Annotated in this window: 22 protein-coding genes and 2 pseudogenes; 15 read left to right on the top strand and 9 right to left on the bottom strand. The window is 39.8% G+C overall.

All coding sequences use genetic code 11. The features are described from left to right. Positions 1 to 393, top strand: a 393-nt coding sequence (locus FCR06_RS29915; protein ID WP_138506284.1) for a transposase, incomplete at its 5' end; no start/stop codon positions are given. Positions 394 to 811: 418 nt separating this feature from the next. Here FCR06_RS29915 and FCR06_RS29910 read toward each other — a convergent pair. Continuing rightward, positions 812 to 2164, bottom strand: a complete 1353-nt coding sequence (locus FCR06_RS29910) for a cytochrome P450 (RefSeq protein WP_138506282.1) — start codon at positions 2162 to 2164, stop codon at positions 812 to 814. Between the two features lie 230 nt (positions 2165 to 2394). Here FCR06_RS29910 and FCR06_RS29905 point away from each other — a divergent pair, with 230 nt between their 5' ends. Further along, entirely contained in the window at positions 2395 to 2838 is a 444-nt protein-coding gene (locus FCR06_RS29905) for a GNAT family N-acetyltransferase (RefSeq protein ID WP_138506280.1), read from the top strand. A gap of 22 nt (positions 2839 to 2860) precedes the next feature. Here FCR06_RS29905 and FCR06_RS29900 read toward each other — a convergent pair whose 3' ends face one another. The 7 genes and pseudogenes from FCR06_RS29900 to FCR06_RS29875 all read right to left on the bottom strand — a co-directional run bounded on the left by FCR06_RS29900 (position 2861) and on the right by FCR06_RS29875 (position 10507). Next, on the bottom strand, positions 2861 to 4027 hold the full coding sequence (locus FCR06_RS29900; protein ID WP_138506278.1) for a cupin domain-containing protein: 1167 nt from the start codon (positions 4025 to 4027) through the stop codon (positions 2861 to 2863). Positions 4028 to 4289: 262 nt separating this feature from the next. Further along, a complete protein-coding gene (locus FCR06_RS33160) occupies positions 4290 to 4448 on the bottom strand; it encodes a hypothetical protein (protein ID WP_189523628.1) in 159 nt (52 codons plus the stop codon). 711 nt (positions 4449 to 5159) lie between these two features. Continuing rightward, a pseudogene (locus FCR06_RS29895) lies at positions 5160 to 5417 on the bottom strand (helix-turn-helix domain-containing protein); the annotation flags it as partial. A 450-nt stretch (positions 5418 to 5867) separates the two neighbouring features. Beyond that, positions 5868 to 6539, bottom strand: coding sequence for an FHA domain-containing protein (locus FCR06_RS29890; RefSeq protein WP_138506276.1), 672 nt, complete (start codon positions 6537 to 6539; stop codon positions 5868 to 5870). Beyond that, positions 6517 to 8652 carry a substrate-binding domain-containing protein gene (locus FCR06_RS29885; RefSeq protein WP_138506274.1) on the bottom strand — a complete coding sequence of 712 codons (2136 nt, stop codon included), beginning with the start codon at positions 8650 to 8652 and terminating at the stop codon, positions 6517 to 6519. The genes FCR06_RS29890 and FCR06_RS29885 overlap by 23 nt, the downstream gene beginning before the upstream one ends. A gap of 39 nt (positions 8653 to 8691) precedes the next feature. Continuing rightward, positions 8692 to 9369 (bottom strand): response regulator, encoded by a 678-nt coding sequence (locus tag FCR06_RS29880; protein ID WP_138506272.1) that lies wholly within the window; start codon positions 9367 to 9369, stop codon positions 8692 to 8694. A gap of 19 nt (positions 9370 to 9388) precedes the next feature. Continuing rightward, positions 9389 to 10507 carry a sensor histidine kinase gene (locus FCR06_RS29875; RefSeq protein WP_138506270.1) on the bottom strand — a complete coding sequence of 373 codons (1119 nt, stop codon included), beginning with the start codon at positions 10505 to 10507 and terminating at the stop codon, positions 9389 to 9391. Positions 10508 to 11062: 555 nt separating this feature from the next. Here FCR06_RS29875 and FCR06_RS29870 point away from each other — a divergent pair. The 13 genes from FCR06_RS29870 to FCR06_RS29810 all read left to right on the top strand — a co-directional run bounded on the left by FCR06_RS29870 (position 11063) and on the right by FCR06_RS29810 (position 24952). Further along, positions 11063 to 11908 (top strand): Pvc16 family protein, encoded by an 846-nt coding sequence (locus FCR06_RS29870; RefSeq protein WP_138506268.1) that lies wholly within the window; start codon positions 11063 to 11065, stop codon positions 11906 to 11908. 30 nt (positions 11909 to 11938) lie between these two features. Next, on the top strand, positions 11939 to 13600 hold the full coding sequence (locus tag FCR06_RS29865; RefSeq protein ID WP_138506266.1) for a phage tail sheath family protein: 1662 nt from the start codon (positions 11939 to 11941) through the stop codon (positions 13598 to 13600). Between the two features lie 115 nt (positions 13601 to 13715). Beyond that, positions 13716 to 14192 (top strand): phage tail protein, encoded by a 477-nt coding sequence (locus tag FCR06_RS29860; RefSeq protein WP_138506264.1) that lies wholly within the window; start codon positions 13716 to 13718, stop codon positions 14190 to 14192. Between the two features lie 153 nt (positions 14193 to 14345). Beyond that, positions 14346 to 14819, top strand: coding sequence for a phage tail protein (locus FCR06_RS29855; protein ID WP_189523627.1), 474 nt, complete (start codon positions 14346 to 14348; stop codon positions 14817 to 14819). Between the two features lie 12 nt (positions 14820 to 14831). Then, entirely contained in the window at positions 14832 to 15176 is a 345-nt protein-coding gene (locus FCR06_RS29850) for a hypothetical protein (protein WP_138506262.1), read from the top strand. Positions 15177 to 15369: 193 nt separating this feature from the next. Next, on the top strand, positions 15370 to 15753 hold the full coding sequence (locus FCR06_RS29845) for a phage tail assembly protein (protein WP_138506260.1): 384 nt from the start codon (positions 15370 to 15372) through the stop codon (positions 15751 to 15753). Then, the gene (locus tag FCR06_RS34670) at positions 15696 to 15899 is read left to right on the top strand and encodes a DUF6760 family protein (RefSeq protein ID WP_138506258.1); all 204 of its coding nucleotides are present in this window, start codon (positions 15696 to 15698) and stop codon (positions 15897 to 15899) included. The genes FCR06_RS29845 and FCR06_RS34670 overlap by 58 nt, the downstream gene beginning before the upstream one ends. Further along, positions 15896 to 17920, top strand: coding sequence for an FHA domain-containing protein (locus FCR06_RS29835; RefSeq protein ID WP_138506256.1), 2025 nt, complete (start codon positions 15896 to 15898; stop codon positions 17918 to 17920). The genes FCR06_RS34670 and FCR06_RS29835 overlap by 4 nt, the downstream gene beginning before the upstream one ends. A 269-nt stretch (positions 17921 to 18189) precedes the next feature. Continuing rightward, complete coding sequence (locus tag FCR06_RS29830) at positions 18190 to 20370, top strand: CHASE2 domain-containing serine/threonine-protein kinase (RefSeq protein WP_138506253.1); 2181 nt, start codon at positions 18190 to 18192, stop codon at positions 20368 to 20370. Between the two features lie 910 nt (positions 20371 to 21280). Continuing rightward, positions 21281 to 22081, top strand: a complete 801-nt coding sequence (locus tag FCR06_RS29825; RefSeq protein WP_138506251.1) for an SDR family NAD(P)-dependent oxidoreductase — start codon at positions 21281 to 21283, stop codon at positions 22079 to 22081. Between the two features lie 139 nt (positions 22082 to 22220). Then, positions 22221 to 22703, top strand: a complete 483-nt coding sequence (locus FCR06_RS29820; protein ID WP_138506249.1) for an SRPBCC family protein — start codon at positions 22221 to 22223, stop codon at positions 22701 to 22703. Positions 22704 to 22889: 186 nt separating this feature from the next. Continuing rightward, positions 22890 to 23318 (top strand): fasciclin domain-containing protein, encoded by a 429-nt coding sequence (locus FCR06_RS29815; RefSeq protein ID WP_138506247.1) that lies wholly within the window; start codon positions 22890 to 22892, stop codon positions 23316 to 23318. A gap of 455 nt (positions 23319 to 23773) precedes the next feature. Further along, a complete protein-coding gene (locus tag FCR06_RS29810; RefSeq protein WP_138506245.1) occupies positions 23774 to 24952 on the top strand; it encodes a zinc-dependent alcohol dehydrogenase in 1179 nt (392 codons plus the stop codon). An 87-nt stretch (positions 24953 to 25039) separates the two neighbouring features. Here the strand turns inward: FCR06_RS29810 and FCR06_RS29805 are convergent. Beyond that, positions 25040 to 25335: pseudogene (locus FCR06_RS29805) on the bottom strand (photosystem II q(b) protein); the annotation flags it as partial.

Here is a 25335-nt window from a genome sequence, read left to right as displayed (position 1 = left end):
CCCCGCAATCGAGGACAAAATATATCTTTTATCGGAGCTTTAAGTTTGGATGGACTAATTGCGACCATGAGTATTTCCGGTAGTGTTAACACTGATGTCTTTGTAACTTACGTGCGAGAGATTCTAGCACCACAATTATGGATTGGAGCAATTGTGGTGATGGATAATTTATCAGTACATACTGCTGCGGTGATTCAAGACTCAATTGAAGCAGTTGGCGCACGTCTTGTCTTTTTACCTCCTTACTCACCTGATTTATCTCCAATTGAATTATGCTGGTCAAAACTGAAGCACTGTTTGCGAGCAGCAAAAGTTACAACACATGAGGCACTAAATCAACTTTTAACTCAGATTGTGAATCAGCAAATTTTCTCTGATGATGCTTGGGGTTGATTTGCCCACTGTGGTCTATTCATTTGAAAACTGCTGTAACCCTCTTGTGTCACTTTCCGAGTAGACAATCTCTAAAAGCTTTATCAGTCGGTCAATACAAGCTTTACTATTAGGAAAAAATAGGTGTTGCATTCGTTATTAGAAAAAAATCCTGCGATCGCTTAGTATATAAAAGCTCTAGAATTCACAAATGACAAATGTTTTCGGAGAGTGACACAAGAGGGGTAAGCTGTTCCACATCTAGTTTGCATATCTAAATTTCATTAAAGTCTTGTGGGGTGGGCATCTTGCCCGCCATAATTATGCAATTTAAATGTGGAGCAGCTTACGCAGCAACTTTACAAGACTTGTGTGTACACAGTAGGTGTAAGAGCGTCAGCCCTGAATTCAAAGAATTTTATTCAGGCGATGGGTTCGTCTAACAAGCAGTATCAGCTATAAGACTCATTTTGACTCCACCTTGAGGAGCTAATAAAAAACCTCGACGTGCTGGAGTAACAGGGGCTTTCTCCTCTAATTTCAACTGATAATTTAACAGAATCGTCGCTAGAATTAATTTCATTTCAAACAAGGCAAATACTTGACCTAGACATTGACGAGAACCTCCTCCAAAAGGCCAAAATTCATAGGATGAGTATTTACGATTAATAAATCTCTGCGGTTGAAATTTGTCTGGCTGAGGATATAAATCTTCTCGACGATGAGTTAAATAAATACAAGGTGTTACATATGTTCCAGAAGCAACGTCATATCCCCTTAAATTAACAGGGCGTAGAGTAATTCGAGGAAAAGTGAAAAGAACTACAGGATAAATCCGCAAAGTTTCTTGACAAACTGCTGTCAGATAAGGAAGTTGAGCAATTTTGCTCGGGTCGTGAGTATCTAAGCCTTGTAACTCACGCAATAAGAGCTGATAAACTTCTGGTTGTTGATGAATCCAGTACAAAGCCCAAGCAATAGCAGTCGCAGTGGTTTCGTGACCAGCATTGAGTAAAGTTAAGAGATTATCTCTTAATTCGGCATCACTCATAGTCTCTCCATTTTCATATTCTGCTTCTATTAACGAACTCAGAATATTTAAACGKCTTGATTGCACTTGTTGGCGATGCTCCAATATTTGAGCCATCAATTCTTCATCAATCTGTTGTCGCAAACGGAGATATCTTCCCCAAGGACTCCAAGCACCTAAATCCTTCTGTAAAGATGGCAGTAATAAAATACTGGCGCTGAGTGGTGAACTAGTCAAACCCAGCCAAGTTGCCATTAAATTTTTCAATTTTTCAAATCTTAGTCCCTCATCAATACCAAAGACTACTTTTAAGATAATCGTCATCGTAATGTCTTCACTCAGATGACGAGCTATAAAGGTTTCACCTGGTTTGAGGCGTTTGATCGCTTGTTGGGTAATCTCACAAATCTGTTGCCCATAATTGAGCATTTTGTCCCCATGAAATGGAGGCATGATTAGCTTTCGCTGTTTTTGATGGCGTTCTCCATCTTGTATAATTAATGAGTTTTCTCCAAGTTGAGGTTTGAAGATTTCATTAGCTGCACCTGGAGCATCAAGAATTTTTTTTGTGGGATTAAATAACTCTTGAAGATCCAAGGGATGACTAACAACTAAAGTTTCTAAATTCCCAAAGGAATTAGTAAAAAAAAGTTCTCCATAATTTTTGGCACAGCGCTCCAAAAAATCCAATGGTTTTAAGGTTGATTCGATTTGTTGGAGAAATTTAGGAGTTTTAAGTTTTTCAATTTGTTTAATTGTCATACGTCCTAGCCATGCTTAATTATTACTGGTTTGTATCTTTATCTGAAATAGCTATAGGATTACTATTTGATTTTTGCAAAAAATCAGTACACCTCTATCTCCCTTGTTGCTGTTCCCTGTTCCCTCCCTACGTAAATCATTTCAGAAATAAAAGCGGATTACTATATTACAAGTGAATACTCAAACTAATAGCTTTATATTTTGAATATGGATGTAATTGGTAATTAATTATGATTAGAGATTGTAGAGTTATTATTCGTTCAGTACTTAGTGAAGCAGAACTTACTGAAATGTATTATGTACGTTGGCTTGTTCTCCGAAAACCTTTAGAAATGGCTCAAGGTACAGAGCAAGATAATCATGAAAAAGATTCCTTCCATTTACTAGCAATTGTTAATGAACGAATTGTTGGTTCAGCCAGACTACGGGAAGTATTTGGAGAATTAGGACTTATCTCTTATGTCGCAGTCTTACCAGAATTCCGTAACCAGAGAATAGGTTCAAGACTTATTAAAAAACTCATAAATAAAGCTCAAACAAATAAGTTAAAATTTTTAAAATTGAATGCACGAACTCCGGTATTAAAATTCTATAAAAGATTAGGATTTCAGGAGACAAGTCAAGTATTTGAATATCTAGGTATTCCTCATATAACTATGGAAATGAAGCTTTGAATAAAAAATTTTGGGTATATTTTTAAGCATCTGTGCTTGTATTAACAAAAATAATTCCCTCTAATACTAAACGTGATAGTAAAGGGACAATATCAATTTCCCAATCAAAGTCAGGCAACCAACTTACAACATCATTACCATTAAAACTTTCCTTACTAAACAAATTATTAACTAAAGTTGTAGTTACCCCTCTTAAGATAATCTCTTTGTTCCAAATCTTAATTTTGTAACTATTGTCATTACTTAAATCTGAGATTCTGACTCGCTGAACGTTGGGTCTTGTAAACTTTGTATCTCTACCATTGGGAAATATGTTAAATCCTAATTGGTAAGGTAAAGAAAAACTCACAATAGGCTTTTCTGAACTTTTAATAAAATCAATATATTCAGCTGGGATATCATCATTATTAGTAATATCTTTGACAAGATTTTGGATTAAATTATCCAAATGCTCAGAAGCAGAAATTCCATCTGTAATTAGAGGCATACTTTTACGCCACTCTTCTTTATGAGATAATTCACTAATTAGCCATTCTAAAAAATCAATACCTGTTTTGCAGTGTACTCCAACAGTTAAGTGTAAAGAAGGTTGATCGAGAGCAACTGCATAGTGCCAGTGTCCTCGTGGTATATACAAAATATCTCCTGGTTTTAAAACACAATTTAAATATGGCTGTCCATCAGGTGGTGAAAATAAATCTGATTTTTGAGCTGGCAATGGATATTTAAATGTATCATTAAATATTTGCCATTCTTTTTGACCATCAATCTGTAATATGAAAACTTCATGGGGATCATAATGACAACTGAAACCTTGTTGTTTTGGAAGTGAACAATATAAGTTCACATGAACTCTACATCCTAGAGAATGCCGAAGTTTTGAAGTAAAGGTAGCAATTTCAGGTACTAAATTATGTATCCTATCAATAACAAGAGTTGCTCCTTCTTGACAGTGTTTCAGAAAATTTGTATTTTCGTTTTTGTCTAAAATTTTTCCATTTTTTGATAAACGCAAGCTGGGAAATTCAAACTCATGATAATTAATTAAATCTGTAAGTTTGTCCCACGAAAAAAGATTATTAAAATTTCTTTCTCCATCACTAGGTAAGAAAATAGCTTCTTTCGTCCAGTTCTTTTCTAGGAAAGTATTGATTTGATATGGTTTAATTAAATCCTTAAGACTTTGCACAGATCACTCTATATTAAAAAATAAATTTAAAATTTAGCATTTTTTATATATTTAATTTTAATTTGATAAAATTATCTCTGACTGAATCTAAAACTCAATCAAAAATCACGCTATTATTTGTCTATTCTTTACCGTAACTCCAGAAAAAATACTCTACACAACATGAGGAGCAAATTTTTTATTTAAACAAATCATTAGTCATTCGTCTTGAAAAAATTCCAGGATTAATGACCAATGACATTCTCTTAGATAAAGTACAACTTTAAATACAGGTTACCTTAGTACCATTTTCTTTAGAATAATCCCCACTATCCCCATCTTGTCCATAGGAGTTTAAAAGCTGTGCATTCTGCTGTATAACATCCTTAACTTCAATGCTAATTTTGCTAGCATTAGCTGTTTTTTCTAAATGACTTGTCATACCTATTAACTCCTGAATTTACATACAATATATTTATACTATCTTAAATATAATTTATTTGCAAGTTGAACTAAAATAAAATTTATTTAGTATTGTTATAGATAAATTTTCGATATAACATAATATTTTATGCAGAATACTTTGMGATTACAAAATTCTATATAACTATGATTTGATTTGTGAAAAAAGTCCGTTCATCTGGAGAGATATAAAATTGTTCGTTTGTGTTTTAGATAAACCATTTATTCCATCCACTTGAAATGTGAGAAAGTTAAAAGCAAGGCACAAAAACATTACACCCAAGTTTTTGCTCTCAACTAGATATCCTAAGCGCGGATTTTGTTATGGGCAATTAGGAGCAAAGTGAACGAGCGTAAATTAGGCATTGTTCTTCTAGTAAACTAAGGTTGACCTCAGCTAAAAAGTCTTGGACAAAATGAGAACTATGGTAAGAAGCACCATCCCAATAAATAAGTAATTATTGGTTAGACGGCTGGGCTAATAAATAACGTAGATAATCAATCTTATTTTTGGAATTACCTAAGTTATATGCTTGAAGTTTTTAGTTGTTAATTAATTGACTTAGCTGACGGTAGCAGGGAATAAAGTATTGGACGATCGCATCGTCAACTTGCCAGAACTCTTCATAACTATAGGACTCCTATTTAATTTTTGAAAAAACCCCGTACATTTCAAGAGTGGGAAAATCATCAGGTAGCTCTTTCTTCCCTTATGATTCAACCGCAGTCCATCAATTCCATTCTGCTCATAAGCTTGTTTCCAACCTGTTATCGAACCAAGTGATACATCTAGAATTGTCTGAATTTCCTCATATAAGTAGCCTTGATAAACCAGTTTTACTGCTAACGCTTTCCTGACCTCACGCACATGTGGACGTTGAGCAATAAATTCTTGCAGTTCTCTGATCGCACAAAGGCTGGTTCCCTCTGGTAGCATCATAGTTGTCATTGCCTGCGAGAGTCTTGTTGCTTGTAGATCCTCAGCTATTATTGTCTGCTATTACACTTCTACACCTCTATGTATTCTCTTTTAATCTTTTTCAAAAATCAAATAGGATTCCTATATCTGACTTATACAAATTCTCTGTGAAGCTGTATATTCTTTTGACCCTTCCCTATCTCCCCGTGAGTTTGGGGAGGTGTCACAGGTAGTGGGGTTCTTTCTATGCATCTTCATACAGAATTGGTATTAGGGAACTCCAAAAAATAAGTTATCACGTTTGAAGTTGCTGACTCATGGCTGTTGAGAGCCAGTTGCTACAACTATTGGAAGATACGCAAAGCACTGGCTCCTATTAACCGCTGGCTCTCAACAGTCGGATATTTTTTTATTTGTCAGTCCCTTAGAGACGATTGGGATTGAGAAGAAAGGCGATCGCTCCCAAAAACTCATTTGATACTACATTACATATACAGTGAAATTGACTAGATTATCCTGACCAAATTTGACTGCATCACCATTAAGCAGGCGATATTGCATACCAGGAGTCAAAATATTGTTGTTTAAATAAATACCATTGGTACTCATGTCAACAATCATATATGCATTTTGCGACCAATCCCAATCGACTCGCGCATGACGACGAGAGACTATTCCCTCATTAGGAATGCCAGTCAAGTCAATTTCTGGCGGCGCTATTCCTGGACTCTGACTGCGACGCCCAATATAACCTCCTTCCCCCACGAGGACAAATTCTCTGCCGGTGGTATGAATCAGTTTTAAGACTGGCGCTCTTTGAGGCGGGGGGGCATATTGAGGGGGTGTTTGTGGATAAGCAACCCGTGGTTGATAAACTGTTGAATAATCTACCGGGGCTTGTTGAGGAACTTGATAATTAGGTTGGTCTGTTACCGGGCGCTGATACTGACTAGGTGGTTGTTGAATGGGCGGTTGTTGAATAGGTGGTTGTTGAATAGGTGGTTGACTTTGCTGTGGCTCAATAGGCGGTTGTGGTGTAGAGGAAACTACATTACCCACAGGAGTAGAACACCAGGGACAAACCTTAGCATTGTTAGGCAGAGCGCGGTTAAAATATTCGCAACTAGGATTAGGGCACCGATTTGCAGGCATAGGAATTTATATCATCAGGCATAGGTTGTAAAGCGACAAGACCTACTTTACTAAGTAAACACTGACCCTGACGAGTAGTTAGCATCTGGGCAAATGTAGAACCACCAGTCAGGCGGTTACTGTCTTGAGGGTACACTACAAAAACAGGGTATCCCAAGGGGTAGCTTTGGAAAGTTGTGACATCAACATAATAATCATCATGTTGACATAAATCATCTGAGGGATTAATTGAGCGGCGATCGCGTCTTTGAAACAAAGGTTGATTAGCTGGCTTGTTACCATCGGTGATCGCTAGGGGATAACCAGTACACTGTTTTGATGTTTTACTGATTATGCCAAAACTGATAATCCCACTGGTTCGTCCCTCTAAAATCTCGCTGCGTATCTGGTTTTGGGTTTTTGTGGTATCCAGTTTAGTAACTTTCGCTGCAAATAAAGCTTTGTCCTGAGGGTCATTTTTCAAAACTATTTCTTGAAATTTAGCGATCGCTTCTGGTTCGGTGGGAGCAAAAGGTTTGATTTCTAGAGGATTTGGCAGTTGGGAATTAATTTGTTGCCAATTAGTAATTTTTCCTGTGTAAATTTGACGCAATTGCTCAAGACTGATTTTCCCTCCTAGAGTATTCGCCAGATTTGAGTCTCTCTTATTAAATGCAACAAATACAATTAATCCATCATAGGCAACTTGTTCTTTTGCTAGTTTACTTGTAATGTTGTTTGCCAAACTAGTAATTGCAAAGTCTTTTTTATTTGTTTCTACTTCTTGGATACTTTTATTTGGATTATTTAAATCCGCTGATAAAACAGATTCATAGTTAAATGTTGCTGTTGCATCTGGCTTGGGTTGAGCCAAGAAATCTGCTAAACGACTGTTATCTACTGGTTGCGTTAAAATAAAACTCCATGTGCTATCTTTTTCTCCTGTATAAGTAAATTGTCCTGAAGGAACGTTGGGAACTTCTGAAAAGTTCCGCACCAGTTTAGACCATTCGATAAAGTTATTAACTGGATTTGTTGACTTACGTAAAATAAAATACCAAATTCCCCCGCTAAGTAGTAGTAAAGCTAGAATTCCTAATAATAAAATTAAGGGCATTGGCAGACGCTTTTCAATTACTTGAGAAGCATCACGCACTGAAGTACTGGTACTATCTTCCTTAGGAAGTTGCAACAGTGTTTGACGAGCTACTTCTGCACTTGCAAAGGGAGTTTCCAATCCCATCAAACGATAAATAAATTGTTTTAAATGATTATCTGTATCCGGCCATTGTTGATTTTCTCTAGGATCTAAAGGCTGCTTAGTAGATAAATTAGTTGTTCGTCCTACCCATAAATAGAAGGCTACCATTCCTAAAGATTGTAAATCTTGTTCCGGTCTGGCGGGGCTTGGTTGAGAAATAACAGGTGGAATAAATAAGTTTTCCCAAATAGCTAAATCACAAAAATATATAGAAAACTTTTGCTGATTTTCAACTTTAATTAAAGTACTATCTAAATTGATGTTGCCGTGAGTTAAACCTAATTGTATTTGATTAGAAGGAAAACGCAGTTTTTGGGTATGAAGAAATTGGAGAGTTTGTAGTCCTTGATTGAGTACTTCCCGCACTTGGGCAGGTGTCATTGCTCCCTTTTCGGTGATATATTGACCTAAAGTTTGGGATGAGTCTATTCCTTTAGAGATTAAATAGCAGCGTTCTCCTTTATCATCTGCGATCGCTTCTTTTGTTTCCACAAGTCGAAAGTTTTGAATTCGACTATCGGCTAAACTTACACCACCGACTCTTTTAAAACTTTCCTTGCGTTTTATCGTTTCGTCTTCATTAAAACAACGGTTGGGTAAGAGGTATTCTTTGATGATTACAGGCTGTTTATCTTTGAGTTGGATACCTGAGTATAAACGGCCTAAACCCCGCACACCAGAAAAATTACCTACTTGATAAGTACCCTGACTTCCTTTAATCTCAGCCTCCTGCGGTAAAGTTGCTGGGAAACCACATTCCAAGCAAAACTTAGCACCCTTGATTTGCTGCGCCGTTTGAAAAGGGCGATCGCAATTTAAGGGGGAATTGTACGAGCAAGGATATTGTTGATAAAAAGATTCAAATGAAGCCATAGAGAAATTTCGTGAATTGCCCGATTACTTGTGTTGCGCTCAAGCTTTAACTAATCCTAACTTGAGTGCAGCCACAATAGCTTGAGTGCGGCTAGTAACCTTCAATTTTTCAAAAATACTGGTGAGATGCGCCTTAATAGTAGCAACCGTCACATATAAATGCTTAGCGATTTCTTCATTAGAAGCACCTTGAGTTAACCAGTGTAAAACTTCTTGCTCTCTTTGTGTTAAATGCACTTGCTGACATGCTCTAACAGAAGAATCTGAATAAGCTTGAAAAAACCGAAAAAATCGACTTGCAACTTCTGAAGGTAAATAAATTTCAGATTTAGTCACAGTATTAATAGCTTCACACAATTGAGTTGCCAGACGATTTTTAAATACATAACCTGCGGCTCCCGCCTGCATTGCTCGAAAAATCCAGTCATCTTCTTGATGAGCAGATAATACTAAAACCTTACCAGAAAAACCAGTTTCTTTAAGACGTGCCAGAACTGTAATTCCATCACATCCCGTTAATTGCATATCCAACAAAATTAAATCTGGACTCTTCTGGTTAGTGAATTTTAAAACTTGTTCTACACAATCTGCATCACCCACAATTTCTACAGGTAATGCAGAATTAATATTATAAAAATTGAGTAGAGTACGTATTCCTTGGCGAAAGCGTTCTTCATCATCGACAAGTAAAACTGAAAGTTTTTGATTGTTAACCATCTTTTTAATTACGAATTATTTATCGACTCCTTGGTCTTGGTAGAATTAACGAAAAATGCGCTCCCCGTTCTGATAAAACTTGTGCCCAAATACTTCCTTGATGATCTAAAATAATTTTTTTAGCAATAGTTAGACCCAGCCCTGTACCTCCTTGACGACGCGAATAAAAAGGGGTAAATATCTTTTGCATATCTTCTGGAGATATTCCTGGCCCTTGGTCAGAAATTTTAATTAAAACTTCATCTTGAAAAATCTGCCAGTTACAGGTAATGGTTGCTGAATCAGGACTAAAATGAACAGCATTACTTAAAAGATTGTCAAATACTTGCTTCATTTGTAGTCGGTCTATTTTCAAGATGGTAGATGTATTGGGAATCGTAATTTTCAGCTTTTTCTCATTAATTAAAGGTTGTAAATGTTTAACACTTTCAACGACTAAACTTCTTAAATCTTGAAGGCTAACCCTTAATTTTACACTTTGACCGCAATCAAGAAGTTCGCTTAAATTAGTATCCAAATCTTGGATGCTTTCGCTAATAATTGTTGCTTGTTCTTGCCAAGGATTCTCCTTTAACCCTAAACATAAATTATGTGCATATAGTCCAATCAGTCCTAAAGAATTACGCAATTGATGACCGACTCGGTGCAAAATATCTTCCAACAGTTGAATTTCCGTTTTTTGTCTCCCGTAGTCTAAGTAAATATCTACATACTTACCTAAGAGCATCGCCGAGCGTTGTATGTATAATTGCAAACTCTCTGATAGAGGTTCATCAGTAAGAATTTGAATGTATTCAGCTTTTTGATTCCTATACCCTATCGGGCAAATATAACAAATGGACGAAAAATCTTTTAATTGAAATTTTTTTAAACTAAAAACAGGCGGAAAATCCGTCAGCCATACTTCTGAGCGGAAATAAGCTAAAGTTTWTCCCAAAAAAGGAGATTGGTCTTGACGATAATTGATCACCTCCTGATGAGTTTTCAGCAAGCAATCAAAATAGACAATCCGAACGAAAAAAATTGACTCTTGACTAGTTAATTGCTCAGACTCAAGTTGACAAAAACTTTGGATATCTGAGGAATTTAAATTGTTAGAGCCATTTTCTTGTTTGTGTAGAGAAAAGCTTAGTGTCATAGCTTCACTCGCTTTTTGTAGTAATTTTTTTTACTGTTCTCTTATTTAGTATAAATTTATGCAGTTTCACCAATGTTTATTTTTTTCTTAAGTTATCTTTGAAAATAACTTTTACAAACAAATATTAAGTTATTATTCACAAATAGATCCCGCTTTTGTAAGTATACAGCACTTTTGAGTTGTAACAATTTAATAAAAATTGTGGGATAAGCGCTCAGTCTTCTTGCGGAATTGAGAGAAAAACTCCTCCAGACTAATCTACACACTAGAGTAGCTATTTTTCGGATTTTTTAAGAAAGTTTTTCCTAAATTAGAGATTCTCTAATCTGGTACTAACTGGAAAGTCGAGTCAGAGCGATCGCTTTACTCGGAGCATTTTGGGTAAATACGTAGGTGTAACCCCTCGCAGACATCATTTGCACCGAAGCGATCGCTGTTTGAGTTGAAATGGTATCCAGTCCTCATCTAAAAATATCGACAAAAGTCTAATTACTTTAGCAGAGTGATACAGATACCCTAGATGCATCTGGATTTAGCTACCAGCACAATACCTTCATGCTTATCTTCGTTCTTCAAACTTTAGCTGAAATTCTAGCTGGAGGAACTTCACTCACCAGTACAGAGCAGATTGACTTCAGCCATCCCAGTAATCGCAGGGAAGAAGGAGCCGGGCCGACTCTCAATTTATATATTTATGACATTCGTGAGAGCAAGCAGTTCCAACAGGCCGGAAGGCAAGTTGAACGTAATATTACACGCCATCTGCAAGCCGGTATTGTCAATTGGGCGCCTATTTGGTTTGATGTTTCGCTAGTATTAACAGCTTGGGATCGGACGACTTTAGGTGAGCATCACTTCCTGAGTGAAGCATTGACGCTACTTATGCGCCATCGAGCTTTAGAGGAGGAGTTTTTAGTTCCGGAATTACGGGGCTATGGTAGTTTGCCAATGATGGTTGGACTACAACCCTCAGTTGAGCCTGGCGGCTTATGGAGCGCTCTGAATGTACCTTTGCGCTCGGCCTTATATTTGACAATTACCGTGCCTCTTGATACCCAAGCTACTACAGTACCTTTAGTTTGGGAGCGAATTTTTGATTTGCGAAATCAAATGCACGGGAATAGCAATGGTAGCATCCAGACTTTGAGTAAGCGCGTAGTAATTGCAGGTGTTGTCAAGAGTGCAACGACAAATCTTTCACTAATGGGAACAAAAGTTACTTTGCTGCGAAGTAAAAAATTCATGGAAACCAATAAAGAAGGGCTGTTCTTTTTTGAAAACCTTGAGATGGGTAACTATGTTTTAAATATAGATTGTCCTGGCTATTTACCCCAGAATATCAATGCATTGGTAGATGACCAAAGTCATACTTTCAAAGAAATATTTCTAACTCCTGAATAATTAATTTTTTACTGACTTGGAGAGACTTTCATGGCTAGACTTGATTACTTTGCTCCTGGTGTCTACATTGAAGAATTTGACCGAGGGAGCCGACCGATTGAGGGTGTTAGCACAGCGGTTGCCGGATTTGTCGGTTTTACAGAAGATGTTCGAGATGACGCTGAGCTATTTAAGCCGATGTTGGTGACTAATTGGACGCAATATCTCAACTATTTTGCTCGTCCTAATTCTGATGGTTTCACCGATTTCAACGCTTACTTACCCTTTGCAGTCTATGGCTACTTTATGAATGGTGGGGGTCGCTGTTGGGTAACAAGCATCGGCACTCAATTACCAGGCGCACCCAAACCTGCAACTCAAGAACCTGCGACTCTGAGAATCAACTCTCGTGGCAATCGTCCAGCCTTGCGCTTTACTTTGCGCCCTGAACAAGCAGCAGGTGGATTAGTAAATATTGTAATTATCGATGGTTCTCCTCGTGCTTTACCTGAAGGTACTGAAGGAGAGGCTCCTCCAAATACGGGAGAATACTTCACCGTTCAGATTCGTCGGGGAGATGAACTTTTAGAAGAATACCAAAACTTGACCATGAACCGCGAGGCTGCTGCTCAAGTAGCAACTTATGCGCTGGGGGCTTTGAGAAATTCTATGTATGTCACCCTAGAAGACATTACTCAAAGCGGACAACCTTTAACTCGCCGTCCAGTTAATGGTCAGTACGAACTAGCACCGCCAATTGTAGCTACTCCACCGGATAGATTTTCCCGAGATTTAGAAGGGGTGCGCGACGATCGCACAGGGGTACGCGGTATTTTTGAAATCGATGAAATCACAATGCTGGCCTGCCCTGACTTGATGCGGGCTTATCAAGAGCAAGTGGTGAATTTGGATCAAGTCCACGGCATCATGGAACTGATGATTAGCATGTGTGAGGGTTCTGCCAGTGGCGATATTCCTAATCCACCCAACCGCATGGTTGTACTTGACGCACCACCAGACGCTGTTAAACCTCAACAAGTAGTGGATTGGTTGAATAGATTTAACCGTCGTTCGATGTTTGGCGCCCTTTATTATCCTTGGGTTAAAGTTCCCAATCCACGCGATCGCGGCAATCCGATTTTAGTACCTCCTTGCGGTCATGTAATGGGTGTTTGGGCACGTACCGACGAAACTAGAGGAGTTTACAAAGCACCTGCAAATGAAGTACCCAGAGGCGTAATTGGTTTGGGTTACGACACCAACTTCCGCGAACAAGAACTATTGAACCCCCTTGGTATCAACTGTATTCGCAACTTCCCAAATCGAGGTATCCGCATCTGGGGTGCGCGGACTTTAGTTGAGCCAGATAAAACAGAGTGGCGTTATATCAGCGTCCGGCGGTTGATTAGTTACCTAGAAAAATCAATAGAACTAGGCACTCAATGGGTAGTTTTTGAACCCAACGACCAAGATTTATGGGCACGTGTCCGACGTACCGTCAGTAATTTTTTAGAGCGAATTTGGCGTGAAGGTGCTTTATTTGGAGATTCGCCAGAACAAGCATTTTATGTAAAATGCGATGCCGAACTCAATCCACCAGAAACCATAATTTTAGGTCGTTTGTATGTTGAAATAGGAGTTTGCCCCGTCAGACCAGCGGAGTTTGTCATCTTCCGCATCAGCCAATGGAATGCACTTGATGAGCCTCAATAAATCATTGGTCATTGAATTAATGACTATTGTAGAGATGCGATTAATCGCGATTGTAGAGACGCGATTAATTGCGTCTCTACTAATGACAATTTTTAACTTATTTAGGAGATGAAATATGCCTGGGGAATATGTAGTTGCTTCTGTATTCTATTTTGAAGCAGACGGAATCACTGAAAAGTTTGTTCAATCAGTAACAGGATTAGGGGCAAAAAATAATGCCACCAAAGGTGTTAGAGGCTCAAGTAAAAATGGTAAGACATTACGGCAAAATCTTCCCGGACAAGCAGAGTTTAATAATGTCACAATTACCATGAATTACAATGGCGATGAAAGCTTGCACAAATGGTTTTTAGCCTGTAGCGAAGATGGAAAACCTCGTCAATGGGATGAAAACCGGAAAGCAATTTCAGTTGTTGGTTATACTCAAGATAAAAAAACTGAAGTTATTCGTTATAACTTGAAAGCTTGTTTTCCCGAATCATATACAGGACCAGAATTTGATGTCACAAAAAATGACCCAGCAACCGAAAAAATTGAAGTATCTATTGAGGGTTATGAAATAATCGCAAAACAAAAAGAAGTCAAAGCATAGAACTTAATTTTTTAGTTTTTGTAAAAGGGACTGGGTATTAAAGATTGGGTATTAGGTGCTGAAGATTGGAAAATAGCATTTTTAATCTTATTTTCTAGTCTCTAGTCTCTAGTCCCCAGTCCCTAATCTCCAGTCCCTTCTAATGTAAAAACAATGGCTGCTATACCTGAAATTCTGTCAAATTATCGTTTCTTTTTGAGATTAGACATAGGTCAAAATGATAGTGATGGCTACTTTTTAGAATGCCAAGGCTTCAAAAGAACCCAGGAAGTAATTGAAATTTGTGAAGTTACTTCTCAAAAATGGGGAACTGCTTCAAAAGGAAAAGCGGTGAGAACAAAACTTCCTAGTAATTCTAAAAGTGGTAATATTACTTTACGTAAAGGTTTGAGTACCTCGAAAGATTTGTGGAAGTGGTTTGAAGATGTTGAAGACGGGAAGTGGGCCCAAAAGCGTGAATTTATTTCTTTATCTATTTATGATCAGGCATCAAAAAAAGAAGTTAGATTTGAATTAACTGGTGCTTGGCCTACAAGTTATAAAATTGCTGATCTCAACGCTAACAGTCATGAAATAGAAATTGAAGAGTTGGAGATTGCTTTTGAGGAATTTCAACGCACACAATAATATAGGAGAAATATGTTTCCCACAGAGTTTGAATTTACATTGCCTAAAGGATATCTAGACTCTGAAGGCAACCTCCATCGCAAGGGTGTGATGCGATTATCAACGGCGATAGATGAGATTGCACCCTTGCGCGATCCAAGAGTGAAAGCTAATCCGGTTTATGCCACAATTATTATCTTGTCACGTGTGATTACCCACTTGGGTGCTTTATCTGATATCAGTCCTGCAATAGTAGAAAACTTTTTTGCCCAGGATTTAAATTATCTCCAAGATTTTTATCGACGAATAAATGGCTTGGAAAGCGAAACTTCATCACAAAATACAGTAAATTCTCCTGAACCAGTGCTTCAAAATTGAGGGGCTGGGGACTGGGGACTAGGGAGTGTGGGGAGATGGGGGAGTGTAGGGAGAGAGGGGGGCAAGATTTCTTCCTCATCCTCCCTATCCTTCCACACCTCCTTTTCCTCCCACACTTGCATTTCTTCCCTATCCTCCCACCTCTCCCACACTTCCTGTTTGCCCAATGCCCAATACCTAATCCTCAGTCTCTATGCCCCGTAAAAAGGATGATCTCTATACTGAATTTGCTTTCACTCTTCCTAGAGGGTTGAGTGATGGTGAAAACCGAGTACATCGTCAAGGAGTGATGCGTTTAGCCACTGCTAAAGATGAAATTTTGATCCAACAAGAGCGCAAAGTTCAAGAAAATTCAGCTTACGGTGTCTTGGTAATGCTTGCACGTGTTATCACTCGCTTGGGTAGTTTCAACTCTGTTAGCCCAGAATTACTCGAAGGACTACTCCTACATGACATCGCCTATCTGCGAGAATTTTATAATCGAATTAACCAGCAAGGTAATGTACATATTCCGACACAATGTCCCCACTGCAATGCTCAATTTTCAGTAGAGCTAGAACTGGCGGGGGAGTCATAAGCTACCCCTCTGATAGTTTATATGAGGAGGTAGCTTTTATTGCTTATCATTTTCATTGGTCACAAGATGATATTTTAAATTTAGAACATACTACCCGTCAGCGTTGGGTAGCAGAAATCAATAAAATTAACCAAAAATTAATATGAAAGTAAAAGTTAGCTATTCACCAACTGTAAGTGAAGTCAATGAAGTTGACCTGACCGTAGACACTACAACCAGGGCAGAATGGATAGTAGGCCGCTCTCCTGATTCTGATTTAGTCTTGGATAGTGCTGATGTTAGCCGCCTACATGCTAAGTTCTTTATTAAAGGTGGAACTTACTACTTCAGCGACCTTGGTAGTAGAAATGGCTCAATAGTTAATGGCAAACAGGCTGAAAAGGATCGACCATACATTTTGAATGATGGAGACGTGATCCGAATTGCAGATTACGTTCTGATTATGGAAACGATCGCTCCTTTGGCCGATCAATTACCAGAGACCGTCTTCAGAATTATAGATCCTTCTCTGTTTTCTCGGTCGCGATCGCCTGAAAATGTTAGCACTCCCAGCGTTACTAATTCAGCTCCAGAGGTTGTTAACGAAGTTATCACGCCAATTAGTAACGAAGTAGAAACACCAGAAATTAATGCTCCTTCTCCAGAAATCAGCGAATCAGAAGTTGCTTCTACTCCAACTGATAATGTAATCTCAGTTATTGAAATAAGCAGCTCTGAAAATATAGTTCAGCCACCAGAAGCTGTCAGCGAAGTTCCACATGATGTCCGTAATGATATTGTAAATTTGCGTACATTAGTTGCAGAAGAAGAACTTACCCCAGAAATTGGAGAAGTAGAAGTTCCAGAAGTCAGCGAAGCCGAACCTGAGGAAGCAATAGCTACACCTGAAAATCTCACTGAAATTCCTGAGGAAGAAAGTACACCGAAAGAAGCTACTGACGATGAGGTTCCAGATTTTGATGCAGCACTGGCAGCAGAAGCTACCTTTGTACAACGACGTGATACAGAAAGTGCCATTCCCCAAACTACAGACGAGCGCGATGCTGAGTTGGAAGCAGCACTAGAGGCAGAAGTCACAAATGTCCAGCCGCGTGATATTTCTGAGAATGTAGTTTCTCAAACTACAGACGAGCGCGATGCAGAGTTGGAAGCAGCGCTGGAGGCAGAAGTCACTTATGTTCAGCCACGTGACATATTTACCCTAGTACCTGAAGAGAGTAGTGTTCCTGAAGCTACTTCTCAAGAAACTGTTTCTGAAGAAACTGTACATTTGGGTACGCCGTTTTATGAAGGAGGCAGGGCAGATGTTAATAGCCCTGCTAATGATGTTACTGCCGAAACTACTGAAATTGCTCCAGACGCAGACATTCAACATCAGGACACATCAAGCCAAGTCCTAGAGGAAACTAGTGAGGATTTAGTCAATTTAGATACGCCACTCCAGCAAGACACCGCAGATGTTGAAATACAAGCTGATGAAAAGATTGGCGAAGTTCCTGAGGCCTTGACTGCACCTGATGAGAACGTTCCAGTTTTCAACAATCAATACGTTGATTTGAGTAATACGAGTACAGAAGAAGTTAATGTAAATCAAGTCTCTGACTCAGGTGAGATTCAATCTCTAGAGCCAGTAGAAAGTGAAGCTTCTGAAATCACCAGTCAAACTGTTGAAGAAGTTTCAGAAGTAGAAGCAACTAAATCTGATGAAATTTCATCTGAAGTAGAAACAACTGAATCTGAAGAAATTTTCCAACCAATAAATGTGAGTGAGCCTCCAGAAGCGATCGCTCTAAAAAACATAGTACTGATTGCTCACGAAAGCAAGAAATCAGAACTGGCAGAATTTGTTGCTCAGCATCAAGAATTTTTCTCACACAATTTTACAATTACCTGGCCATCTGTGGGCGAAGTTTTACAACAAAAGGGTATAACTATTAGTCAACAAACTCCTGCACCAACTTCTGGAGGATATCAAACAATTGCTTCATTGGTCGGCTCGGGAGAAGTTGAAGCAGTTATTTTCTTGAGAGATTTGCTGCAACCTCAGCCTGGTCAAGCCAATGAAGATGCACTGCTGAGATTATGCACTATTAATCAAGTTTTACTGGCAACTAATGTACCAACCGCAGAGGCGATCGTGCATTATTTGAAACAGGTAGTACATTAGGGAACTGTAACAAATAAATTATCCTGTTTGAAGTTGATGACTGATGACCGTTGCCTGTTGACTGTTCACTGTGAACAGTGGGATACTTTTTTGTTTATCAGTCCCGTTAGTAGTAAGTGGGGACTGGGGAATAAAATTAAAAATACTATTTTCCAATCCCCAGTACCCAAATTATTTTTTGAAAAGTTGCAAATTGCATAGAATAATTTCAATCAGGAAAAATTGTATAAAAAAATACGTATATTTTAAAAGAAAACTTATGTAGAAAAATGTTTGCCAACTTCAAAAGTTTGTTGAGACAGCCAGTTATATTTTCAAGTGCGATCGCCACAGTTTTACTAGTAGGTATTCAAAAACTTGGGATTTTTGAACCTTTGGAGATGAGAGTCTACGACCAGATGATGCAATTACGCGCCGATCCAGGGCCAGACTCGCGTCTGTTGATTGTTGCTTTAACTGATAACGATATCCAGAAATGGAATTGGCCGCTGTCTGGTGAACTTCTAGATCGGTTGTTGGGCAAACTTGAGGAATCCGAACCGCGAGCTATTGGTCTAGATATTTTTCGCGATTTACCTGTCCAACCTGGTCATGACAAGCTACTGCAACGCTTACAACAAAGTGATATCATCATTCCTATCTGTAAACATTCTGGTTCTAAAAATCCTGGAACTGCTCCCCCTCAAGGTGTTGAACCAGAACGAGTAGGATTTAGTGATGTTGTAGAAGATACTGATTCTACAATTCGTCGCAATTTATTATTAGCAAGTTCTGAGAAATCTGATCCTTGTCAAAGTACGTATTCCTTTAGTTTGCAGCTAGCACTCAAATATTTAGAAGTTGCTGGTATCCGACCAGAATTTACTCCAAAAAAAGAATTAAAATTACGAAATACTGTATTTAAACCTCTACAAAGTAACGCTGGTGGGTATGAAAAAGCTGATACAAGCGGTTACCAAATCCTCCTTAACTACCGTTCTGGTCATCAAATTGCTCAACAGGTAACAATTACACAAGTGCTTGCAGACCAAGTTAAACCAGATTTGGTTAAAGGACGTATCGTCTTAATTGGTTCAACAGCAAATACTTTAAATGATATTTTTAATACCCCATTTACTAGTGGTAAGTCAGATAATTCTGGCAAGATGGCAGGAATTGAAATTCATGCCCACAGTGTTAGTCAAATTCTCAGTGTTGTTCTTAAACAACAGTCTTTATTTTGGTCTATCCCTGAGTGGGGTAAAGTTCTGTGGATATGGGGATGGACTTTAGTTGGTGGCTTATTAGTATGGCGAATTCAGCATCCTCTAGCTTTAGGATTGGCAGCAGCAACAGTCTTGGCTGTGTTATTCGGAAGTAATTTTCTCATTTTTACTCAAGCTGGATGGTTGCCAATAATACCTCCAATACTAGGGTTAATATTTACTGGTGGGAGTGTCCTTACCTATACCGCTTATCAAACCAAGCAAGAGCAAAAAGAAATTGCCCAGCGAGTTCAGGAACACCAACAATTAATTATCGAATTACAAACCCTTTTACGGCAACGAGGTGATACTTCCAATGAAGCGCCAACAGTAATTGCTGATTCTATTGGGCAAGAAATTGCATTAGGCACGCTACTAAATAATCGCTACAAAATTACTGAAGGGTTGGGTTCTGGAGGATTTAGTAATACTTATTTAGCTGAGGATATTAAGCGCCCTGGTAATCCCCAGTGTGTAGTTAAACAATTACGACCTCCCCGCCAAGATATAGAATATTTAAATGTTGTCAGACGCTTATTTAACGCTGAAGCAGAAATTTTAGAAATTTTAGGTAAGCATCCACAAATTCCACAACTGTTAGCTTTTTTTGAAGAAAATCGCCAATTTTCTCTAGTGCAAGAATTTATCCGGGGACACGCTATGGACAAAGAGCTAACCTCTGGTGTGCGATTAAAACAAACTGAAGTTGTGGAGATGCTCAAAGAAGTTTTACACGTACTTGTTTTTGTTCATAGCTATGGTGTAATTCATCGAGATATCAAACCTAGTAACTTAATTAGACGAGAATCAGATGGGCACATTGTTTTAATTGACTTTGGCGCTGTTAAACAAATTCAGCCCCAACAACAAGAAAATCAGACCATTTCAATTGGTACTCCTAGTTACGCACCTTCTGAACAAATGAGTGGGCTGCCAAAACTAAACAGCGATATTTATGCATTGGGAATTATGGGTATACAAGCTTTAACTGGAGTAGACCCAAGGGTGTTTCGCAGAGATACAAATACTGGTGAAGTAATTATCCAAACTCAACCTAATGGTAATACAGACGTTTGGCACAGTTGGCGCGAATTAGCTGAGGTTACAAACGAGTTAGTTATTATCTTAAATAAAATGGTACATTTCGACTTTACTCAACGATATCAGTCAGCAGCAGAAGTGCTAAAAATTCTTGAAAGTCTCTAATTAAGAAAAAGGGAATAGGTAATTGGAAGAGGTGAATAGTGATGTTTTTTCCCCATCACCCATTCCCGATTATCCATTACCGACCCTCACAGATATAGTAGGAGGCAGGATAGCGCAGCTAATACTATTTCACAAAATGGCTGATACAAATAATTGATCTTTAATTCTTTCCCCCTGCCCCCTGCTCCCTGCCCCACTGCTGCCTTATTTGTATCAATTTTAAAGTGAAACAGTATAAGCCGTGTCCGCGTACTCTTACAGAGAAGCAAGCTAGCAAGAGCGTCTCGTAGAGAGCGTCGGCAGAAGGCAGCTATGCTGGAGGTAAAACATTACTGTTCCTAACATCTAGGCTTTCAATATGTCCTAACTTTTAATTCGCTTGCTATATCATAGTATTCAACCGGACATGATATTACTGCATATTTACTTTTCYTTGTCAATTAATCAGGTATATTATTTTTATGGAAATCTTAAGCATACAACTAGACACGTAATCAGCCCTTCAACATAGATAGGCATCGCTACAAACACCCTTACGCTAGAGGTAATCAACCAAGTGTCTTCCTAAGATGAAATAGCATCGTTAGGAGATAAATGTTATGACCCAAGCTCAACTGCACCGTTTAAATCCAAAGATAAAATTTTGTAATAATAATAACATTTATACTTAATTTACACATGAATTCTTTGGTATGGCAGCCCTGACTAACAGGGTAAAGCAGACCGTCAGTGTTGGTGTAGCCTAACAAGAGAAGCGGTAGCCAGATTGCCCTGTGGATTTAATGGATCGGGGCAACGAGCAAATGAAGTATGCAAGTTCAAGAAGGCATCTTTACTAAATCCGTTTGAAGAATTGAAACAAGGATTCAGCACAGGTATGCAAGAAGTAAAACCAAAGGAGTAGAACATCATGAACAGTTCATTGACCCGCCCCTTGGCTGTGGTGACGGGTGCCTCCAGCGGCATCGGTTACGAACTTGCTAAACAATTTGCCCAAAACGGCTTCGATCTGTTAGTAACCTCTACTGGTTCGAGCATTAACGATGTGGCTGTTGCCTTTGAGCAATTGGGTGCTAAGGTCGAGACAGTACAAACCGACCTTGCAACCTATGACGGAGTAGAGATGCTTTACGATAAGATTAAGCTGATCGGGCAACCTGTGGATGCGATCGCTATTAATGCAGGTGTCGGTGTTGGCGGTGAGTTTACTAAGACCAATTTGCAGGAAGAACTCAATCTAATTGAGCTAAACGTCGCCTCAACTGTTCATCTTGCTAAACGAGTCGTGAAAGACATGGTTGATCGTGGGAAGGGTAAAATTCTCTTTACTTCATCGATTGTCTCCCAGATGCCCAGTCCGTTTCAGGCAGTTTATGCAGCATCAAAGGCATTCGTTCACTCTTTTGCAGAGGCAATCCGCAACGAATTGAAAGACACGGGTGTTACCGTTACCGCACTCATGCCCGGAGCGACTGAAACCAACTTCTTCCATCGTGCAGGGCTGGACAACACAAAAGTGGGTTCGGACAAAAAGGATGACCCAGCTGAAGTTGCCAAGCAGGGGTTTGAGGCTCTGATGGCAGGTAAGGATAGTGTCCTTGCAGAATCGCTGAAGACGAAGATTCAAGGTGCTATAGCTGGTGTCCTGCCTGATACAGTCAGTGCTGAACTGAATCGCAAGCTCAACGAACCCGGATCGGCTAACAAATAAGCTGCACGAAGCTGCTGTACTCGCTTTGAACTGTTACGTCTTCTCAAGCTCACAGTGTAGACCATCGCTGGCTCATCTCACTATTAATCAGAAGAGACAGGGTAAGCCAACAACACAATATCCTAATTAGACAATTTTTATGAGTCAAGGCATTAAGATTGAAAAAACTCTAACCATCAACAAGCCAGCAGAGGAACTCTACCGCTTCTGGCATAACTTTGAGAACTTGCCCCGTTTTACAAAGCATCTCAAAGACGTGAAGGTATATAACGAGAAGCGGTCTCACTGGGTAACTAGCGGTCCTTTAGGCATAAGCATTGAATGGGATGCAGATATTATTGATGATCGCGAAAATGAATTGATTAGTTGGACTTCAGTTGAAGGTGCAAATATTCCCAACTCTGGTTCCGTTCGCTTCCAGCCAACATTCAACGATCGCGGCACTGAGGTGAAAGTTATTGCCGAATACAAACCACCCGGTGGAGCGATTGGAGATGCTATTGCCAAAGTCTTTGGTGAAGCACCCGAACAGCAACTAGGAGACGATTTGCGCCGCTTCAAGATGCTGATGGAAACGGGCGAAATTGCAACAACCGAAGGTCAACCGAAGGGAAAAGGATAAATATTGGCTTCGCCAATAATGCTCTACGCAATACCTTTATGATTATCGGCATGGGTGTTTGCGCTGGTCTTCTGTGCTAACCAGAACAACTCGATTCAAAGCACACTGACTTCATCAACAACGCTCAGTATCAGCTGCACTAACGCTAATAGAGTTGAACATTTAATATTTTTAGGAGCATAACTCATGGCTGACATCGTAGATACACTCATAAATGACGGTCGCTTTACAACCTTAGTTGAAGGTATTAATCGAGCTAGTTTATTACAAGGACTGATGGAACCTGCCGCCATTACCGTGTTTGCCCCGACTGACGAAGCTTTTTCTAAGCTGCCTTCAGGAACGATGGGAATTTTTCTTGATAATCCGCCTGAGTTAGAAAAACTGTTGACATATCATGTGATTGCCGATCGCATTCCATCCAGCAAGATTAATACCTTGAGTTCAACCCCAACAGTGGAAGGATCAACGCTGGCGATCAATACTTCTGACGGTATTAAAGTTAATGATGCCAAAGTTATAGAACCCGATATCGAATCTGATAACGGAGTTATCCATATTATTGATACTGTTCTTGTTCCCCAATCTGTAAGTGAACTTCTGGTTACCAGTTGAGTGATTCTGATGTAGTCTTTGCTGTTTTTGCTGATATTTATCGTCGCTTCGCTCTTGGGTGTGCGGAAAAGAAGGGGTGTCGGGGGTGGGGTGCGGGGGAAAAAGATAAGGTTTGTGGTGAGAGTTGTTGAGTTATTTCTCTATTCCCCACACCCCACACCCATTTTTACCCAAGACCCCGCTTCAAGAGAAATCGGGTTTAATACCCCACCGCAAGACGGTGCCTACAGTTAGTTGGGGCTTGAATTCCCTTCTAACCAAACCCTACACCCTGTTCAATATGTAGGCCCAACCCAGGCATCGCGCTTGGAATTACAGAAATTCAGAACAACTCAAGGCGTTGCTGAGTCAGAGGAAGATTTTGCACAATTTATAACGATTTTTCAATGGTTTCAACTGCTAATTCATCCCACATTTAATGCAACGCCCAACTTATACTTTAGGAGACTTCAGCAATGAAAGCAGTTTGTTGGCAAGGTACGCACAAGGTAGAGGTTGAAACTGTACCCGATCCCAAAATCATTAATCCGCGCGATGCGATCGTCAAAATTACCTCAACAGCGATTTGCGGCTCTGATTTGCATTTGTACAACGGCTTCAACCCCACAATGAAAGCGGGGGACATCTTGGGGCATGAATTCATGGGAGAGATCGTTGAACTGGGGAGTGGTGTTAAGAATAAAAAAGTTGGCGATCGCGTTGTTGTCCCCTTTACGATTTCTTGCGGTTCGTGTTTCTTTTGCCAAAGGGATTTATGGTCGCTGTGCGATAACTCCAATCCCAATGCTTGGATGGCGGAGCAAATGATGGGTCATTCTCCATCGGGTCTTTTCGGCTACTCCCATTTAACGGGGGGCTACGCTGGAGGTCAAGCGGRATATGCCCGTGTTCCCTTTGCTGATGTCGGGTTATTCAAGATTCCCGATGGACTGGCAGATGAACAAGTTTTGTTTTTCACGGATATTTTCCCTACTGGTTATATGGCAGCAGAAAATTGTGACATCCAACCAGGAGATACAGTTGCGATTTGGGGTTGCGGCCCAGTCGGGCAGTTTGCGATTAGAAGTGCCTTCATGTTGGGTGCTGGGCGCGTGATTGCCATTGATCGCGTTCCCGAACGGCTCCAGATGGCAAGAGATGGGGGAGCAGAAATTTTGAACTATGAACAAATCGAGGTGGGTGAAGCCCTCAAAGAAATGACTGGGGGTCGAGGCCCCGATTCAGTGATGGATGCAGTAGGAATGGAAGCTCACGGCATGGGTTTAGAAGGCTTTTATGACAAGGCAATGCAAGCGGTGCGAATGGAAACCGATCGCCCCAACGTACTGCGTCAAGCGATCGTTGCTTGTCGTAAAGGCGGCACAGTGTCGGTTCCCGGTGTTTACACAGGCTTTGTGGACAAGATGCCGATGGGTGCTTTCATGAACAAAGGCTTAACCATGAAAACAGGACAAACACACGTGCATCGGTATTTGCAGACACTACTCGACCATGTTCAAAACGGTGATATTGACCCCTCGTTCGTCATCACCCACCGTCTGCCACTAGAGCAAGCCGCCCACGCCTACGAAATCTTTAAGCAAAAGCTGGACAACTGCATTAAGGTCGTGCTGAAGCCGGGTCAGGCTACTTAAAACCTACGCTATGTCAAAAAGTGCCCTCCTTTTGGAGGGCACTTTTCATTTAGGCTTTATTTAGCTTTTACCTGACTTCGGTGGCAATTAACCATTGATAGCAGGAGCGGTGATTGCGACAGGAGCAACCTCACCAGCAGCCAAGTCCAGAGGGAAGTTGTGAGCATTGCGCTCGTGCATAACTTCCATACCCAGGTTAGCGCGGTTGATGATATCAGCCCAAGTGTTGACTACACGACCCTGAGAATCAATGATTGATTGGTTGAAGTTGAAACCGTTCAAGTTGAACGCCATTGTGCTGACACCCAACGCCGTAAACCAGATACCAATCACAGGCCATGCAGCCAGGAAGAAGTGCAATGAACGGCTGTTGTTGAAGCTAG

The sequence above is a fragment of the Nostoc sp. PA-18-2419 genome, from assembly GCF_005869855.1.
In the GTDB taxonomy this organism is placed as follows: Bacteria; Cyanobacteriota; Cyanobacteriia; order Cyanobacteriales; family Nostocaceae; genus Nostoc.
Note: the sequence above shows the minus strand (reverse complement) of the source record. Positions and strands in the feature narration are given on the sequence as shown.

What these genes read in the sequence shown, in the direction of transcription:
- FCR06_RS29870 (WP_138506268.1), top strand. Translation starts at nt 11,063, where the DNA reads ATGCTTATCTTCGTTCTTCAAACTTTAGCTGAAATTCTAGCTGGAGGA.
- FCR06_RS29905 (WP_138506280.1), top strand. Translation starts at nt 2,395, where the DNA reads ATGATTAGAGATTGTAGAGTTATTATTCGTTCAGTACTTAGTGAAGCA.
- FCR06_RS34670 (WP_138506258.1), top strand. Translation starts at nt 15,696, where the DNA reads ATGTCCCCACTGCAATGCTCAATTTTCAGTAGAGCTAGAACTGGCGGG.
- FCR06_RS29835 (WP_138506256.1), top strand. Translation starts at nt 15,896, where the DNA reads ATGAAAGTAAAAGTTAGCTATTCACCAACTGTAAGTGAAGTCAATGAA.
- FCR06_RS29820 (WP_138506249.1), top strand. Translation starts at nt 22,221, where the DNA reads ATGAGTCAAGGCATTAAGATTGAAAAAACTCTAACCATCAACAAGCCA.
- FCR06_RS33160 (WP_189523628.1), bottom strand. Translation starts at nt 4,448, where the DNA reads ATGACAAGTCATTTAGAAAAAACAGCTAATGCTAGCAAAATTAGCATT.
- FCR06_RS29850 (WP_138506262.1), top strand. Translation starts at nt 14,832, where the DNA reads ATGTTTCCCACAGAGTTTGAATTTACATTGCCTAAAGGATATCTAGAC.
- FCR06_RS29865 (WP_138506266.1), top strand. Translation starts at nt 11,939, where the DNA reads ATGGCTAGACTTGATTACTTTGCTCCTGGTGTCTACATTGAAGAATTT.
- FCR06_RS29815 (WP_138506247.1), top strand. Translation starts at nt 22,890, where the DNA reads ATGGCTGACATCGTAGATACACTCATAAATGACGGTCGCTTTACAACC.
- FCR06_RS29890 (WP_138506276.1), bottom strand. Translation starts at nt 6,539, where the DNA reads ATGCCTGCAAATCGGTGCCCTAATCCTAGTTGCGAATATTTTAACCGC.
- FCR06_RS29855 (WP_189523627.1), top strand. Translation starts at nt 14,346, where the DNA reads ATGGCTGCTATACCTGAAATTCTGTCAAATTATCGTTTCTTTTTGAGA.
- FCR06_RS29845 (WP_138506260.1), top strand. Translation starts at nt 15,370, where the DNA reads ATGCCCCGTAAAAAGGATGATCTCTATACTGAATTTGCTTTCACTCTT.
- FCR06_RS29830 (WP_138506253.1), top strand. Translation starts at nt 18,190, where the DNA reads ATGTTTGCCAACTTCAAAAGTTTGTTGAGACAGCCAGTTATATTTTCA.
- FCR06_RS29825 (WP_138506251.1), top strand. Translation starts at nt 21,281, where the DNA reads ATGAACAGTTCATTGACCCGCCCCTTGGCTGTGGTGACGGGTGCCTCC.
- FCR06_RS29880 (WP_138506272.1), bottom strand. Translation starts at nt 9,369, where the DNA reads ATGGTTAACAATCAAAAACTTTCAGTTTTACTTGTCGATGATGAAGAA.
- FCR06_RS29860 (WP_138506264.1), top strand. Translation starts at nt 13,716, where the DNA reads ATGCCTGGGGAATATGTAGTTGCTTCTGTATTCTATTTTGAAGCAGAC.
- FCR06_RS29885 (WP_138506274.1), bottom strand. Translation starts at nt 8,652, where the DNA reads ATGGCTTCATTTGAATCTTTTTATCAACAATATCCTTGCTCGTACAAT.